The following is a 16,698-nucleotide window of genomic DNA, read 5'->3' as shown; positions in this document are numbered from 1 at the left end:
CCTAGTCGCCCTGGTAGCGCTGCTCGCGCCACGGGTCGCCGTAGTCGTGGTAGCCGGCGGTCTCCCAGAAGCCCGGCTCGTCCTCCAGCAGCAGCTGGATGCCGCGCACCCACTTCGCCGACTTCCACAGGTACAGGTGCGGCACGAGCAGCCGCGCCGGGCCGCCGTGCTCGGGCGTGAGGTCCTCGCCGTCGTAGCGGTGGACGATCCACGCCTGCCCGTCGAGCAGGTCCTCCAGCGGCAGGTTCGTGGTGTACCCGCCGTAGGCGTGCACGAGCGCGTAGTCGGCCGCCGTCTCCACGTCCTCCAGCAGCACGTCCAGCGACACGCCCTGCCACCGCGTGTCGAGCTTCGACCACTTGGTGACGCAGTGCAGGTCGACCCTGGGCTTCTCGTGGGGCAGTTCCAGCAGGTCCTGCCACTTCCACGTGTGCTTCGCGCCGACCTCGGTGGTGACGGTGAACTCCCACCGGTCCGTGGTCACCCGCGGTGTCGGGCCGGCCGACAGCACCGGGAAGTCCTCGGTCAGGTACTGGCCCGGCGGCAGGGTCACGTCCTCGTTCCGCGCCCTGCCGCGGAAACCGCGGGAAACGATCGCCACGGCTGCTCCTCTCGTCCGTGCCGCACAGTGTCGCCGATGGACGCCCGGAAAACTCGGTGGCTGACGGTTGGCACACCTTGTTAACGTCAGCGTCGTGGAGTTCCCGATCCTCGGCACCGAGCCGCTCGCGGTGGAACTGGCCAACACGCTCTACGGCGGCCGGGAGGACTTCCTGCGCACCCGCGAGCAGGTCGACCAGTGGTTCGCGCAGGTCGGGCAACCCGCCGTGGACGCGGTCCGGGCGCGCAAGCTGCGCGACGCCGTGCACCGGCTGTTCGCCGCGGCCGTCGAGGGCACCACGCCGGTGCCCGCGGACGTCGCCGTCGTCAACGCCTTCGCCACGCCGACCCGGCCGGAGCTGCGCTGGTCCGCCGACGGCCCCGCCGTCCGGCACGTCGACACGGCGACCGGCGGCGCGGCGGTGCTCGGCCGGGATCCTCTGCGCCCCTTTCGCCCTCCTGGCCGGGCCGGGCGCGCTGCGGCGCTGCAGCGCGCCCGGCTGCTCGCTGTTCTTCGTCCGCGACCACCCGCGCAGGCGCTGGTGCAACCCCGGTTGCGGCCACCGCGACCGCCAAGCCCGCTACTACCGCCGCAAGCGGCGTTCGGAGGTGTCCCCGTGATCACCTGGCGCAGGCTCGTCGAAGCCGACTTCCCGTTGCTGCGCACGTGGTTGCTCCAACCGCACGTCCACCGGTGGTGGAACCACGAGACGTCCCCGGAGGCCGTCGACCGCGACTTCGGCCCGGTCGCCAGGGGCGAGGAGCCGTCGGAGGACCTGCTCGTCCTCGAGGACGGCACGCCGGTCGGCCTGGTGCAGCGCAGCCGGTACGGCGACTACCCCGAGTACCTCGCCGAACTGGCCCCGGTCCTGCCCGTGAGCCCGGAGGCGGTGAGCGTCGACTACCTCGTCGGCGACCTCGCGCGCTGCGGCCACGGCCTCGGCCCGCGGATCATCGCCGCCGTCGTCGCGGCGACGTGGGCGGACTACCCGGCCGCCCCCGCGGTCGTCGTGCCGGTGAACGCGGCGAACCGGAACTCGTGGCGGGCGCTGGAGAAAGCCGGGTTCACCCGCGTCGCCGAGGGCGAGCTGGAACCGGACAACCCGGTCGACGACCGCGCCCACGTCGTCTACCGGATCGACCGGCCCGCCCCCTGACCGGATAATCGCTGTCGTGCCAACGGGATCTGGTGGTAGACAGCCCCCGTGCAAGAGACCTTGGAGTTCCCCGACCTGCTCCGGCTGATCGACGACCGGTCGGCCGCGTTCCTCGCCGCCGTCGCCTCGGCGAGCAGCCTCGACCTGCCGGTGCCGACGTGTCCGGAGTGGACGCTGTTCGACTTGGTGCGGCACCTGGGCGAGGGGCGGCGCGTCTGGGCCGCCACCGTCGCGGCGGGGCCCGGCGCCACGGGCAAGGCCGTCCCGGTGGACGCGCCCGCCGTGCCGAGGGAGCGCGAGGCGCTGCTGGCGTGGATGGCCGACTCGACGCGGGCGCTGCTGGACGCGCTGCGGGAGGCCGGTCCGGACCGCGGCTGCTGGGTCGGCTGGGGCGACTCGCAGTCGCCCGCGACGAGCGGCGCGGTCGCCCGGCACCAGGTGCAGGAGTTCGCGGTGCACACCTACGACGCCCAGGTCACCGTGGGCGCCCCGGAGCCGCTGCCGGAGGAGGTGGCGGTCGACGGCGTCGAGGAGTTCCAGTTCACCTGCGTCGCGACGCCGATCGCGTGGCCGCACGCGCCCGCGACCCTCGACTACGTCGTCGCCGAGGGCCGTACCTGGCGCTTGTGGCTGTCCGAGAAGGGCGCGTGGACCGAACGCCTCACCGGGCCCGCCGAGGAGCGGGCCGACGCCACCGTCGAGTCGACGGCCAGCGACCTGATCCTGGTGTTCTACGGGCGGCTCCCGCTGGACACGCTGAAGGTCAGCGGCGACGAGAGCGTCGTCGTCGGGATCGCCGAGTGGGAGCCCGCCTAACCCGCCGCGTTCATCAGGTCGACCGCGCTGTGCTGGCGGGCCCCGTCGCTGCGCTGGAACGGGCCCGCCCACGGCTGGTCGTAGGAGTCGCTGCTCGACCGGTCCCGCGTGTAGGCGGAGTCCGCCTGCCGCTGGAGGTACGCGGTGTACGGGTGGTCGGGCAGCGCGCGGTTCAGCGCGGCCAGGCCGCGGGCGTAGACGCCCTTGAACGACGGCACGTCCCCGCCGCCGCCGTTGTCGAACAGGATGCCGCCGGGGTTCAGGGTCGTGTTGGTCGTGGAGGCCCCGGCCAGCGCGCGGGCCTTGGTCAGCAGGCTCGCGTCACCGGTGGCGCGGTGCAGTTCGGTGAGCGCGGCCAGCGGCACGCCCTGGTTGTAGCTCCACGGCGTGCGGCCGTTGTTGGCGCACGTCGCGGTGTCGATGCCGTCGTTGACCAGGTTGGCGCCGTTGATCATCCCGCTGCCCTGGAACCACGCCCAGCCCGCGCGGGCGCGTTGCAGGTAGGTGGTGTCGCCGGGGATCCGGTTGTGCAGGGCCGCGTTCAGCTGGACGTAGAGCGCGTTGGTGATGGCGTTCTTGTACGTCCGGCTCGAACTCCACCAGACCCCGCCGCCGCACACGGAGTCCCAGAACTGCGCCATGTGGTCGGCGTCCACGCGGGCCGTGGCCAGGTAGCGGCTCTCGCCGGTCAGGTCGTACGCGCCCAGCCACGCCAAGCCCCACCACGCCGTGTCGTCGTTGTAGGCGTTGACGAACTGGCCGTCCCAGGCGGACAGGTTGAGGTCGTAGGTGCGCGCTATGGCATACCGGTAGCTGCCCATCCCGGTCAGCCGGGCGTTGTCGACGATCGCGGTGAGGGCGTTGGCGGAGTTCCACCAGCCCGTCGTGGCGAACAGGCCGGTGCCGAGGTCGTAGCGCTCCATCAACGCGGTCGCGGCGGCGGTGCGGCGGTTCCCCGCGTTCCACGTCGTGCGGTACCAGCTGGTGCACGCGATGGCGGTCGACCCGGCGGGCTGCCCGCACGCGCGCAGCAGCCCGACGCCGAGGCCGTTCCAGTCGTCCACGTTGAACATCAGCGTCCGCCAGTCGCCGACACCGGCGGGAGCTCTGGTGTCGCCCAGCCGGGACCCCGACCCCCAGCTCACGCCCGCGTCGAACGACCGGTCGAGCCAGACGGCATCTCCTGACGCGGCAGGGGAAACACGGGCCCAGCCCATCGCGTCGGTGTCGTCGAAGTGCAGCGAGACCTGCCTGCTTCCGACGGTGACGGTCTGGGCCAGGCGGTCGGAGGGGGAGAGCGCGGGGTCGCGGGCGTCGCAGTACCGGTTGCAGACGACGGCGTCCGCCCTCGGGCCGGGCACGGCGGCGGGGCGGGTGGCGGACCGCTGGGCGCTCGGCGGCAGCGCGGGGTCGCGGGTGTCGCAGTAGGCGCCGCAGTCCTCGGGGACGGCCTGCGCGGGCGGGGTCCCGACCGTCAGGGACAGGACGAGGGCGAGCAGGACGACGATGTTCGGCACGAGACCTCCCGGAGCAGGGGTGGGCGGTCCGACGGCGAAGTGAGAGCGCTCTCACTCCGAGGCTAGGGTTGCTTCGAGCGACGGGTCAATACCCGATCGTGTACTGGATCCTGGTCAGGACCTGGACAGTCCGCCAAGTTGCGTTGTCGACGGCCCCTCCCCGGTGGCACGGTCGCGCCGAAGACCTCCCCGCCGGTGTGCGCCCCAGCCGGGCCACGGCACACGGGTCGGTTCGAAGGCAGGTGTGAGCACGCCGCGAACGGCGTGTCGAGTGGATGGGTGAGGTCGGTTGTCCGAGTCCGTGTTCCGCGGTGTGAGCGCGCTGCTGTCCCAGATCAAGGAGTTGTGCGACCGCCCGCACCGCTCGAAGCCCGTGCCCGGCGTGGAGGACGGCGACCGACCGCTCCCGCTCCTGCGCCTGGTCCGGGGCACGGAGTCCAACACCGTCCTGACCGACCTCGGCGCACGGCTGTGCGAGGCGTCGGAGGTCAAGGTTCCCCTCGCGCTGGTCGACGCCGACCTGGCCGCGGAGCGGGTCGCGACCCGCTGGGAGGGCACCGACCGGGTGGCCGGGCCGCTGCTGCCCCTGGTGGACGAGCTGCGACACCGGCTGGCGGCCAACCGCTTCGGCTACCGCGGGCTGACCCGGTTCCGCCACTACCGGCTCGCGGACTGGTTGACCGGCAGGCGGCTGACGCCGGGGGAGAACCGCGACGAGCGCGTCGACGTCACCGACATGCTGCGGTTGTGGCACGGTCGCGCGGACCGGCCCGCGACCGGGACGGACGCGGCGGTCGCGGACACCGTGGCCACGCAGTCGACCTGGCTGAAGCTCGCCCTGCTCCTGGGTGTCGCGTGGCACCGCCCGCTGCGGTTCTGGCTGTGGTCGCACGGCGTGCCGGTCCTCGGCCGGGAGCCCCGGTGGCTCATGCGCCAGCCGTTCATGGTCCCCGGCCACTCCACGAGCTTCACCGGGTTCGCCGAACGCCTGACCGTCGGCAGGCGCGCGGAGGAGAACCTGGAACAGATCAAGAAGCTCCTCGTGCACGCGTTCCTGCAAGACCTGCGGGCGGCGTACGGCTCGGGCACGTGGCGGCTGCGGCGTTGGCGGCGCACCGCGTACACGGTGGTGCTGCTGGAGGGGATCACCGAGGAGAACGGCGGCTGGGAACTGCTCCGGCTCGTCAACGACGTGCGCAACGAGTCCACCGAGCACGACCCGGTGCTGTTCGTCGCGACCGCGGCGGAAGTGCCCGACTGGCTGACCGTGAAGGAGACCCTGCCACCGGTGAACCGCCTCGTGGCCGAGGTGGACGACTGGTACCAGAACCTGCCCGCGCGCAGGCAGTCGTTGCGCGGCGACGCCCGGTTCATCACCGTGGGCCTGCCCGGCGCGGCGACCGGGCCCGTGCCCACCGACGAGGACGAGGCGGCGTGGAGGACCTGCGGTGACATCCGACCCCGCCCGGTCGCCGTGCTCGCCCGGCGGTCCTTCATCGTCTCGGTCGTGGCGGCCCTCGCGATCGCCGCGGGCCTGGTGGGCGGTGTGTGGGCGGCGCCGAGGTGGAAGAACGACTGCCTGCCCTCGCCGCGGTCCGGGGTGGCCACGGCGTGGATGGCGGGCTACGGCGGCAAGGAGGAGTGCGTCGGGTACAGCGACAGCGCGGCGCAGGTGTTCGGCGACGACGACCGCCTGCGGAAGGCCCAGCTGGCGGTGTTCGAGTCCAACGCCGACGCCGAGGACCTGCACGAGGAGAAGCCCAGTCGTCCGGTCGTGACGGTCGTCTACTTCTCCGAGTTCACCACGCCCGCGGGCTGGGTGGGCACCGCGGACTCCGTCGCCGAGGAGCTGACCGGCATCCTGGCGCAGCAGCACCTCGTGAACATCAAGAGCGAGCAGTCGGAGCCGCTGCTGCGGGTGGTCGTGGCCAACGGCGGCTACCGCATGGACAGCGCCCGCCGGGTCGCGGACGACTTCCTCGCGCCGCTCTTCGCGGACGATCCGACCGCCATGGGCGTGCTCGGCATGGGCCGGACGGTCGAGGCGACCGAGAGCGCCATCGGCGCGCTGGGCGACCTGGGGATCCCGGTGGTCGCGAACGCGCTGACCGGCGAGGGGTTGACCGCTCGGTCGCCGATGTACTTCCAGCTGGTGGCGGGCAACAAGAAGCAGATCGAGATGGTGAAGGCGTTCGCCGCCGGTCGCAAGATCACCCTCTACCGGCCCGAGGACCTCGCGCAGGACAGCTACCTGGCCTCGCTGGTCAAGGAGATGGGGGACAGCGCCGACGTCGTCACGTGGGAGGAGGGCCAGGTGAGCGGTGTGCGGCCCACGTGCGAGCCGAACCGGATCGCGTTCTTCGCGGGTCGGGAGTCGGAGTTCGGCGGTTTTCTCGACCGCGTCGTGGAGTGCACGCTCGACACCCGGCCCGTCGTCCTGGGTGACGACGCCGTCAGCCGCTTCGTCGCGCAGGGTTCCAACCGGCAGAAGGAGACCTACGCCCGCCAGGCGGTGTCGTACGTGTCCCTCGGCAGCGTCGTCGTCACGGGCAACGAGACCTGCTACCAGGACGGACCGGGCGAGGTCACGGTCCTGTGCCGGATCCTGCGGAGGTTGACGAGCGGGAACGCCGACGACGGCCCGGCGTGGCGCGACTTCGGCGCCGCGCTGCGGGAGAACTCGGCCCCGTGGGTGGGGGAGCGCGTCGGGATCTCCTTCGACGGCGCCGGGTTGTTCGTCCGCGCGGTCGCGGTGAACCAGACGGGCCGCGACCGGCGCGACGCGAGCGGCCTCGCGCCGAACCGCGCGGCGATCGTCCAGGAGATGCGCGAGCTGCCCTGCCCGCAGGGCAAGAAGATCGACAGCGGCAAGTGCTACGACGGCGTGTCGGGCTTGATCGACTTCAGCGCCGACCGCGACGGGCGCTCCCGGCCGATCTCGATCCTGCGGGTCGCCGACATCGGTGACCGCAAGGCCGTGCCGGAGTGCGTGTTCATGGTCCCGAAGTCGCCGGAGTGCCCGAACCCGAACCAGGTCGACGCGCCGCCGCAGTAGGGTTTTCGCCCCGTTCGCGAGGTTTGTGCGCATGTGACCGCGCCCACAAAAGTGGTTTGGACCGGAACTCCCGCGTGCTGTTGACGGGTGTCCGCGCCGGTCCTAGCTTCCCGGAATAGGCAGTAAAGTTTCCTAACTTTTCGGGAGCCGACATGCGCAGAATCCGGGTCGCCGCCTTGGCGATCGCCGCTCTGGTAGCGCCGATGCTGGTGCAGACCGGGGTCGCCGACGCGGCCACCACGGTCTACCAGGGGGAGGGCGGGACGGTCTTCCACGGTGTCGTGGAGTCCAACCACGCGGGCTACACCGGGACCGGTTTCGTCAACTACGACAACGAGGTCGGCTCGTACGTGCAGTGGACCGTCACGGTCGGCGCGGCGGGCAGCACGTCGTTCGCGCTGCGGTACGCCAACGGGACGACGGTGGCGAGGCCGATGACGATCGCGGTCGACGGCGTCACGGCCGGGACGCCGTCGTTCGGCGGCAGCGGGGCGTGGGAGACGTGGACCACCGCGTCCGTGTCCGCGACGCTCACGGCGGGCACGCACACCGTGCGCGCCACGGCGACGACGGCCAACGGCGGCCCGAACGTGGACTCGGTGACGGTCACGGACAACGGCGGCGGGGGTGGCGGTGCCCCGACCGCGGCGGAACTCCTCGCGAAGGTCACCTCGTGCAGCCAGATCTCCAACGGCACCTACCGGACCGACCAGGAGACCGCGCGGTCGATCCCGGTGTGCGGCAAGAACGGCGCCGTGTTCTGGAAGGCCGACATGGACATCGACTGCGACGGCCTGCGGACGACCCAGTGCAACGAGCAGACCGACTGCTGCTTCTACCCGGACACCGCTTTCCACCAGTCGAACGGCCAGCCGCTCAACGCCGCGACCCTGCCCTACGTCGTGGTGCCCAGCCCGAGCTCCACGTGGGACTACCGCAACTTCGGCATCGCGGGCGGCGGTGTGGTCGCGGTGATCTACAACAACCAGGTGACCTACGCCGTGGTCGGTGACACCGGGCCGACCGAGATCATCGGCGAGGCGTCCTACGCGACCGCCGGCAGTCTCGGCATCAACCCCGACCCGAGCAACGGCGGCACCGAGTCCGGTGTCACCTACATCGTGTTCAAGAACTCCACGATCTCCCCGATCGAGGACCACGGCAAGGCGACCACGACCGGCCAGACCCTGGCCCGTCAGTTCATCAACAACAACTAGCCCGTCCGGCCCTGGTCGTCCACAGTGGACGACCAGGGCGGTCGGCTACTCCCTCGTCGTGACGGTGTCCAGCGCCGCCGTCCGCACGTCCGGGTCGCCGTGGCGGCGCAGCGCGCGCAGCAATGACCGCCAGTGCTCCGGCCAGCCCGTGTCCTCCCCGGCGGCCGACGCGATGGCCACGGCGAGCCGCGCCTCCGCGGCACCCCCGTCCGCCAGCGCTTCGGCGATCTCGCGGACGCGGTCCCTCGACACCCGTCGGACCACGTCGTGCAGCCACCCCGACACCTCGGCCGCGGCGCTCTCGGCGAGCACGGGCCGGTCGGCGAGCCGGGCCACCTCGCGCAGCCCGGTCAGGGCGTCGCCGTCCCAGGTGATCGCGGCGACCGCCAGCACGAGCGCCGACCCGCGGTGCTCCGGAGCGTCCGCCAGGTCGGTCGCGAGCTGCCCCGCCGCCGTCCGCAGCGCCGCCGAGTGCCGCTGCTGGGCCACGGTCCGCGCCAGCGCCCCGATCCGCTGCCGGGCGGGCAGGTCGCGGTCGGCCTCCGCGTCCGGACCGTCCCCGGCCGCCAGCAGCCGGGCCGCGGCGACGCGCAGCGGCTCCCCGTCGTCGGCCACGGCGCACACGTCGAGCAGCGCGTGCAGGGCGGGCGACCACGTTGCCGTGGTGTCGAGGTCGGCCACGAGGTCCACCAGCAGGGTCGTGAGCGCCGGGTCCCACCGCGTCCACAGCGGCAGCGTCGAGGCCCGCAGCACCGTCGGGTCCTGGTGCGCCGCGACGACCGAGCGGACCAGCGCGGCGTAGCGGGGCCGGTGGTGCGGCGCGACCGTGAACGGCGACAGGTCGAGCACGGCCCTCGCCACCGCCCGCTCGTCGGACACCGCCTTGGCGAGCAGGTCCCACGCGGCCTCGTCGTCGAGGAACCACTCGGCCGCCGACACCAGCGCGCGCCGCACGTCCCGGTGGCTCAGCGGCCCGTCCCACGCGGACGCCAGCAGCGCCGCCGCGCCCGGCACGCGGTGCTCGGCCAGCAGCCGGATCGCCTCCTTGCGCGCGGTCACCTTGCGGCCGTGCAGCAGCCTGCCCAGCAGGTCGCCGAGCCGGTCCGGCGCGGTGAACCGGGCGCACCGGGTCGCCGCGTACACGGCTACCCGAGCGCGGTCGGTGTCCACGTGGGCCAGCAGGTCCTCCAGCGCGTCGCCCGGCTCGTCGGACCACGCCAGCGCGCCCAGCGCCGCCTCCGCCACCTGCACCTCGGGATCGGTGGTGAAGCGGCGGACGACGTCGACCGTGCCGGGCACCCGGCCGAGGGTGCGCACGGCGTGGGCGCGCTCGAACACCGTGGACCGGCGATCGGTCGCGACGCCGGTCAGTTCGGCCGCGTACGCCTTGACCTGGCGGGGCAGCCACCGGTCGAAGCACCCCTCGAACTGGGGTGAGTACCGCACGTCCCGCTTGAGGAAACGGCCGTGCAGCGGCTTGCCGAGCACGTCGTCGAGCAGGTCGGTGCGCCGGAACGCGATGGCGTTGCGCACCGGCGGCAGCGTGATCGTCGACCGGTCGCCGCGGAACACCCGCTCCACGCGGTCGTTGCGCGTGGCGGGCGGCCGGAGCCACAGCGCGACCGCCTGCCCCACCACGGCGTCGTCCTTCGCCGACCGCGCCCGGTCCAGGAGGTCCTGGAGCGGGGCCATGTCCCACGCCCGCCGCCCCAGCCCGGACGCGAGGGAGAGCAGCAGCCGGAACCTCCCCTTCGCGGCGTCGGTGGAGAGACGGCCGTGCAGGGCGTCGAACACCCGGTGCTCCGCGCCGCGCGGCAGCGCCCGGTCCAAGCCGTGCAGCGGGACCCACGGCACGTGCTGACCCAGCTTCTCCATCCCGGACAGGCCCAGGTCCACCAGCGCGGGCCTCTGGGACACCACGCCTTCACGGATCAGCGCGCCCGCCAGGGTGTTCACCGCGGACTGCGTGCTCCACGAGCAGTCGCGGGCCTGAGCGGCGTCGACCATGAGGGTGAGGAGGAGGTCGCCCTCCTGCGGGCGGAACAGCCAGGCCGGGACCGCGGCGAGCGCGGTCAACGCGGTGGCCCGCACCGGGTCCTGCTCGTTGGGCAGCCTCGTGAGGGTGCCGAGCATCGCGGCGAACGCCTCCGGGTCCCGGCTCCGCGCGGCGGCGCTGATGTACAGCGGGTAGGCCTCGCTCCGCTCCTCCGCGGTGGAGCGCCTGGTGGCCTCGCGCAGGATCGGCGCGGCCTCGTCCCAGGAGAGCCTCGCCGTCACCGCCAGCTGGCGGGAGGGCTCGTCGGTGTTGGCGCGCAACGACAACAGCCTGCGCGCCTCGGCCGCCCGCGCGGCGGTGGGCAGTTCGTCCAACGCCGACAGGGACACGTGCGGCAGGCCGCCGAGAGCGCCGTCGTAGATCGCGGCGCGGCGGGACGGCGGGAGGGCGTGCAGGAACCGCGTTTGCGCGGTGCCGTTGAGGAGGCGGGTCACGCCGATCAGGGTGGCGTCGTCGAGGTCGGTCAACGCGCGCCACAGGGACCGCCGGTCCGGCGCGTAGCCGGTGCGCCGCGGGTCGAGCAGCACCGCTGCCACGCGGTCCGGGGAGTGGCGGGCGAGAACGCCCAGCGCGGAGACCAGGGTCCACGGGAGGGGCGCGTGCGGGACCATCCGCTCGAGCAGCCCCAGCACCCGCTCGGGGTGGGTGAGCGCGGTCGCGGCGATGCCACCGCCCAGCCGGTCCCAGATCCTGGGCCACCACGCGGGGGAGTTCGCGGCGAGTTCCGCGTCGACCAGGTCGAGGAACTCGACGGGGTGGCGCTTGCCGATGACGGCCCAGTTGGCGACCGCGTGGGCGAGTGCGGGCATCGCGGTGGCGACGGCCTCGGTCGAGCACGCCACGAGGACCGCGGCGGCCTCCCGGTCGCCGAAGGCGGCGCGCACGGCGGGGAGGAGGGCGTCGGCCAGCGCGGTGGCCTTGCGGCGGCGGACGCCGTTGTAGAGGGCGCGGCGCAGGGCCGTGGGGAGGTGGGGGAGGCGGTCCAGGAACACCTCGGGCGGGACGCCGAGCCGGATGGCCGCGCCCAGGGCGTGGCGGACGACGGCGGTCTCGGGAGCCTGGAGGCTCCGGGTGATGTGCTCGTGGTTGCCCGCCACGTACGCCAGCTGCACCGCGATCCGCTTGGCGTACTCGTCGCCGACGGCCAGGTCGGCCAGCAGGGCGTCGAGTTCGGGGGTGCCGGTGAGACTCCGGGCGGTCTCGGACAGGAGCTTCTGCCGAGCGCCGAAGGGCAGCGGGTCGAGCGAGCGGAGCAGTCGTCGCGCGGTGGTGGTCACGGACGGTGATTCTGCTGGTGAGGAGCACTGATCGCCAGCCGTTTACCGATCACTAGCCTTTCCCGCCGTGACCAAGACGCGATTCCTCGTCCTGCACGACTACGGCATGGGCGGCGTGTGGTGGTGGATCCACGCCCGGTCGGCGACGGAGGTGGTGGAGACCTTCGCCGACGTGGAGGTCGTGGACGACCCCGCCGCGGTGGAGCGGGCCGGGTCGTGGGAGATCGACGAGGTGGACGTCGACTCGCCGGACATGCCGTCCGGACTGGACGACATGCGGGCCCGGCGGGACGCGATGCGGGCTCTTCCGGGCTTCGGGGCGTTGGTGGGGAAGGACGTGGTGCACCTGAGGCGCGTGTGGGACGAGGAGGACGTTCCCGTGGTGTACCTGATGGAGGTGGGGCCGGACGGGCGGAGGCTCCGCCAGGTGGAGGTGCCGGAAGGCGGCACGGCGGTGAGGTCCGATCCGGACGACTGGGCGTTCAACCCGCCGGTCGTGGACCTCTACGACCCGAAGTGGGTCGAGTGCGAGATCGGGCGGGAGGAGTTCGAGGAGGCCTGGGCGGGCGCGGTTCCGTTGGAGCCGTCGACCTAGGCCGAGCGGGCCGGGCGCCCGTGGGACGCCCGGCCCGTCACACCTACCTGGGACCACCCGCCTTCGCGGGCCTGGCCGCCGCCGTGGTGCCGCCGGTGATCGTGAAGCCCGAGCCCGGCTCGACCAGGATGTTGCCCTGGGCCGAGTTCGTGATGGTCACGTTCGACAGCGTGGCGCTGCCGCGGGCCCCGCTCATGGCGAGGACGCCCGAGCCGTTGTTGGACTTGTCGATCTTCACGTTGCTGATCACGACTCCCGGCATGGTGCCGCCGCCGGTCTTGAACTGGATGCCGTCGTAGGTGGAGTCGGAGATGTCGGTGTCCCGGATGGTGACGCCGGTGATGTCCTTGTTCGCCGCGAACAGCGTGAGCGCGCCGAACTCCTGCGCCTCGCCCCAGAACACGCCGCCGCAGCGGAACAGGGCGTTGTTGGCGATCAACGTCGTGCCCGAGAACGGGAGCGGGTCGTGGTCGGTCGCCAGCATGATGCCGGGGTAGTTCATCGTGTCGTGGACGAGGTTGTTCTCGATGGAGTTGCCGTAGCCGCCGTAGATCGCGATGCCGGTGGCCCGCCACGGGAGCTGGATGGTGTTGTTGACGAAGTGGTTGTCGTGGCCGACGTCGACGTTCTGGTCCTTCACGTACTTGTTGGCCCACACCGCCAGCGCGTCGTCACCCGTGGTGCGGAACGACGAGTTGAACACCTTCGAGTTCCTGGTGCCGTTGGAGAAGTTGATGCCGTCCGCGTAGGTGTCGCGGATGCGCATCCCGCTGAACTCCAGGCCGTCCGCCGGGCCCCACAGGTCGGGGATGTTGTCGTAGTCGCGGCCGACCCAGACACCGACGTTGGCGTGCTCGATCCACACGTTGCTGATCTTCGTGCCGGTGCCGAACCGGCCGTTGAGGCCGACGCCGCCCTCGGCGTTGCCGTCACCGCCGCGGATCCGGCCGGAACCGAAGATGGCGATGTCGGAGATCTGCGTGTTCTTGTCGATGTCGAACCCGAAGTTGCCCTCGTGCGGGTGGTTGATGCCGCCGACCGCGTTCTGCGGCTCGGTCAGCGTGTACAGCTGGGAGTGCCACATGCCCGCGCCGCGGATCGTGACGTTGCTGATGCCCACCTGGTTGAACTGACCCCGGTTCAGCGGGTCGTCGGTGAGGATCTTCTTCTCCTGCCGCCACTGGCCCGCCGGGATCCAGACGCAGCTGATGACGCCGTTCTGGTCGTCCGTCACGGCCCGCTGGATCGCGTCCGTGTCGTCCACCCCGTCGTTGGGAACCGCGCCGTAGGACGTGATCGACGTGCAGCCCACGGGCTGGCTCGCGGCCGGGGCGACCTGTTCGAGGTCGATCAGGTCGAGGATGTAGAACGACGCCGTGTCGCTGGCGTCGCGCTGGAGCTTGAACCTGGTGCCGGGCGGGTAGCTCGCGGACAGCAGCGCGTGCGACTCGTCGAACAGCCGCCGCGCGTCGGCCTGGGGCGTGTTGGTCAGCGCCTCCGGGCCGTCGACGTTGCCGTAGAGCCAGCTGTGCTTCGACGACAGCGTCAGCTTCTGCGCGAACGTGTCGTTGATGTACAGGCTGATCGTGGCGTCGATGCCGCCACCGCCGGGCGCGTCCGGGATGGAGTTGCGCACGACGATCGAGTTGGACTGGTTGGTCGAGGTGAACTCGACGAACTGGCCGGTGCTGTTCAGCCGCACCGACTGGCGGCCCGAGGACTCGGTCGCGAAGTTGGTGTGCCCGAACGTCCGCAGCGCGTCCGCCGTCAGGAGGGTGCCCTGGTAGCGCGCGGCTTCCGCCTCGTACTCGGTGTACGGGACCGCGGCCCCGCGTCCGACCACGATGGACTGCGTGGCGGTGTTGTTGTTCTCGTTGGTCTCCGCCACGGTGTTCGTCGCGTCGGCCGTCGCGGTGATCGTGGCCCCGCCGTTGGTGGCGGTCCACGAGCCGCTGATGGCGACGTTCACGGTCGCCCCGGCCGCGATGGCCCCGGCGTTGGTGTTCAACGTCGTGCCGCCGACGGTCACCCGCGTGACCGTGCCCGCGGCGACCGCGGTGGTGCCGCGGTTGTTCACCGCCACGGTGAACGTGACGGCCGCGCCGACCGCCGGGTTCGACGGGTTGGTGGTGATGCCGGTGACCTGGAGGTCCGGTCCGGGTGCCTGCGCGACCACGAGCGGGGACGCGGCGGTGAACCGGTTGTTGGCGTCGTCCTGCTCGACGACCTTGTTGGTCGGGTCGACCAGTGCCGAGACGGTGTAGCTGCCCATCGGTCGGGTGCCGATGGCCGCCGACACGGTGGCCGACGCGCCCGCGGCGAGCGCGCCCACCGGCGTGCTGCCGACGACCGTGCCCGCCAGGCTGAAGTCCACCGTGGTCGCGGCCGCCGGGGCGGTGCCGTTGTTCTTCACCGTGGCGGACAGGGAGATCGCGCTGGTCTCGTTGGGCGAGGTCGGGGTCCAGGTCGTGCCGGTGACGACCAGGTCGGGGTTCGGCGCGGGGGTGCCGACGACCTGGAACTCCGCCACCTGCGCGCCGGGCGCGCCGGTGTTGGCGGTGAAGCGCAGCCGGACGTCGGCCACGCGGCCGATGACCGGGATGGTCACGGTGTTCTGCGCGCTGGGGTTGAAGACGTAGGTGGACAGGGCCTTGATGGAGCCGAAGGTCGTGCCCGACTGCTCGCGGCCGAGGACCTCCAGGGTCTGGCTGCGGGTGCCCCACGCCTGGTCGGGGTTGAGCTTGAGCACGACCGACGACAGGTCGGCGTTCGCGCCGAGCTTGACGGTCAGGGTGGACTCGAAGCCCGCGGACTCCCAGTAGGTGCTGGTGCTGTCGTCGTTGGCGTTGGCCGCGACGAAGGTGAACGTCGTCGACGACGCCTCGATCGCCTTGCCCCGCGCCAGGTTCGCGCCGCCGGTGTTCTGGCCGGTCCTGGTCACGTGGTTGCTGTCCGAGGACTGGTTGCCCGCCGCGTCGCGGGCGCGGACGAAGTACTCGACCGTGGCGGACGCGGGCTGGGTGTCGGTGAACGTGAGCTGTGTGCCGGGAACGCTGGTGGGCTGGCCGTTCACGTACACGTCGTAGCCGGTCACGCCGACGTTGTCGGTCGAGGCCGTCCAGGTGAGGCGGATCTGGCCCGAGCCCGGCTCGGTGAAGGCGAGGGAGCCGGGGGCGGTGGGCGGCGTCGGGTCGCTCGGGCCCTGGCCGGACCTGGTGACGTGGTTGCTGTCGGACGACTGGTTGCCCGCGGCGTCCTTCGCCCGGACGAAGTACTCGACCGTGGTGGACTGCGGTTGGGTGTCGGTGTAGGTGAGGACCGAGCCCGCCACCGAGCCGCGGAGCTGGCCGTTGGCGTACACGTCGTAGCCGGTGACGCCGACGTTGTCGGTCGAGGCGGTCCAGGTGAGCTTGACCTGGCCGGCCGCGGGCTCGGTGAACGCCAGCGAGCCGGGCGCGGTCGGGGCCTGCACGTCACCGCTCGTCGGGCCGTAGACCTCGACCTCGGAGAGCTGGCCGCCGGGCTGGACGGTGTTCGCGGTGATGGCCACGCGCACGTAGCGGGTGCTGGTGGCGGTGAAGGTCACGGTCACCGAGTTGCCGTTGGCGGGCGCGAAGTTGTACTGCGCCGAGGTCGCCAGGTCGGTGAACGAGCTGCCGTTCGCACTGCCCTGCACGGCCAGGGTTTGAGTGCGTGAACCCCAGCTCGCGGGCAGTTTCAGGACGACCCGGTTCACGCTCGCCGCCGCGCCCAGGTCCACTTGGAGCCACTGCGGGAACGCGTTGTTGTTGCTCTCCCAGTAGGAGTTCTGGTCGCCGTCGTTGCCATTGCTCGCGGGGTAGCCCGCCTGGGAACTGCTGGCGGAGAGCGTCTTGCCCTGCGCGAGGTTGCCCGACGAGCCGGTCGCGCCGTGGACCTGCACCTCGGAGAGCTGCGCCGCGGGCCAGCCGGTGTTCGCGGTGACGTCCACGCGGACGTACCGGACGGTGGCCGCGGTGAACGTGATGGAGGCGGTGTTGGCCGTCGCGGGGTCGAAGGCGCGGGCGGCGCTCGCCGACAGGGCGGTGAAGGAGGAACCGTTGGCGCTGCCCTGGACGCTCAAGGTCTGGCTGCGCGCCTCCCAGCCCGAGGGGAGCTTGAGGATCACCTGGTCGACGGGCGTGGCGGCCCCGAGGTCCACCTGCACCCACTGCGGGAAGGCGTTGCTCGGGCCCTCCCAGTAGGAGCTCTGGTTGCCGTCGGTGACGTTCGACGCGGGCTGGTTGCCGTTGGCCGCGCTGGCCGTGACGGGCTTGCCGGCGGCGAGGTTGGGACCGCCCGCGGCGAGGGCGGTGGGAGGGGACATACCGAGGGCGATGAGGCCGACCGCGAGCAAACCGCTGGTCAGCCGCCTGCTGAGCAGATTCAT

General features: G+C 72.2%; 10 protein-coding genes and 1 pseudogene. 7 read left to right on the top strand and 4 right to left on the bottom strand.

From position 1 onward, the window contains the following. Position 1 precedes the first annotated feature (1 nt). Entirely contained in the window at positions 2–601 is a 600-nt protein-coding gene (locus tag ACFWW9_RS13445) for a sulfite oxidase-like oxidoreductase (RefSeq protein ID WP_390375832.1), read from the bottom strand. Between the two features lie 94 nt (positions 602–695). Between ACFWW9_RS13445 and ACFWW9_RS13440 the strand changes: the two are divergent. The 4 genes and pseudogenes from ACFWW9_RS13440 to ACFWW9_RS13425 all read left to right on the top strand — a co-directional run. Then, positions 696–1,028, top strand: a pseudogene (locus ACFWW9_RS13440) (ABATE domain-containing protein); the annotation flags it as partial. A 7-nt stretch (positions 1,029–1,035) separates the two neighbouring features. Then, on the top strand, positions 1,036–1,221 hold the full coding sequence (locus tag ACFWW9_RS13435) for a CGNR zinc finger domain-containing protein (protein WP_390375983.1): 186 nt from the start codon (positions 1,036–1,038) through the stop codon (positions 1,219–1,221). Next, complete coding sequence (locus ACFWW9_RS13430; protein ID WP_390375980.1) at positions 1,143–1,757, top strand: GNAT family N-acetyltransferase; 615 nt, start codon at positions 1,143–1,145, stop codon at positions 1,755–1,757. Before ACFWW9_RS13435 ends, ACFWW9_RS13430 begins: the two co-directional genes overlap by 79 nt. A 48-nt stretch (positions 1,758–1,805) precedes the next feature. Next, on the top strand, positions 1,806–2,573 hold the full coding sequence (locus tag ACFWW9_RS13425; RefSeq protein WP_390375829.1) for a maleylpyruvate isomerase N-terminal domain-containing protein: 768 nt from the start codon (positions 1,806–1,808) through the stop codon (positions 2,571–2,573). Here the strand turns inward: ACFWW9_RS13425 and ACFWW9_RS13420 are convergent. Continuing rightward, a complete protein-coding gene (locus ACFWW9_RS13420; protein WP_390375827.1) occupies positions 2,570–4,090 on the bottom strand; it encodes a glycoside hydrolase family 76 protein in 1,521 nt (506 codons plus the stop codon). The two genes, ACFWW9_RS13425 and ACFWW9_RS13420, sit on opposite strands and share 4 nt — an antisense overlap. Before the next feature lie 289 nt (positions 4,091–4,379). Between ACFWW9_RS13420 and ACFWW9_RS13415 the strand changes: the two genes are divergently transcribed. Together ACFWW9_RS13415 and ACFWW9_RS13410 are read left to right on the top strand one after the other, a co-directional pair. After that, entirely contained in the window at positions 4,380–7,145 is a 2,766-nt protein-coding gene (locus ACFWW9_RS13415; protein ID WP_390375824.1) for a hypothetical protein, read from the top strand. A 152-nt stretch (positions 7,146–7,297) separates the two neighbouring features. Further along, positions 7,298–8,362 (top strand): glycoside hydrolase family 75 protein, encoded by a 1,065-nt coding sequence (locus tag ACFWW9_RS13410; protein ID WP_390375821.1) that lies wholly within the window; start codon positions 7,298–7,300, stop codon positions 8,360–8,362. Between the two features lie 45 nt (positions 8,363–8,407). Here ACFWW9_RS13410 and ACFWW9_RS13405 read toward each other — a convergent pair whose 3' ends face one another. Then, positions 8,408–11,695 (bottom strand): hypothetical protein, encoded by a 3,288-nt coding sequence (locus tag ACFWW9_RS13405; RefSeq protein ID WP_390375818.1) that lies wholly within the window; start codon positions 11,693–11,695, stop codon positions 8,408–8,410. A 67-nt stretch (positions 11,696–11,762) separates the two neighbouring features. On the opposite strand from ACFWW9_RS13405, the gene ACFWW9_RS13400 reads away from it, so the two are divergent. Further along, positions 11,763–12,290: a hypothetical protein gene (locus tag ACFWW9_RS13400; RefSeq protein WP_390375815.1), complete on the top strand. Its 528-nt coding sequence runs from the start codon at positions 11,763–11,765 to the stop codon at positions 12,288–12,290. Between the two features lie 43 nt (positions 12,291–12,333). Here the strand turns inward: ACFWW9_RS13400 and ACFWW9_RS13395 are convergent, their stop codons facing one another. Continuing rightward, entirely contained in the window at positions 12,334–16,698 is a 4,365-nt protein-coding gene (locus ACFWW9_RS13395; RefSeq protein WP_390375812.1) for a discoidin domain-containing protein, read from the bottom strand.

It is taken from the genome of Umezawaea sp. NPDC059074 (assembly GCF_042738955.1).
Taxonomy (GTDB): Bacteria; Actinomycetota; Actinomycetes; order Mycobacteriales; family Pseudonocardiaceae; genus Umezawaea.
This window is presented reverse-complemented; position numbering and strand designations above follow the sequence as displayed.

Excerpts from the sequence above, each read along its gene's own strand:
- ACFWW9_RS13410 (WP_390375821.1), top strand. The coding sequence starts at position 7,298 with ATGCGCAGAATCCGGGTCGCCGCCTTGGCGATCGCCGCTCTGGTAGCG.
- ACFWW9_RS13395 (WP_390375812.1), bottom strand. The coding sequence starts at position 16,698 with ATGAATCTGCTCAGCAGGCGGCTGACCAGCGGTTTGCTCGCGGTCGGC.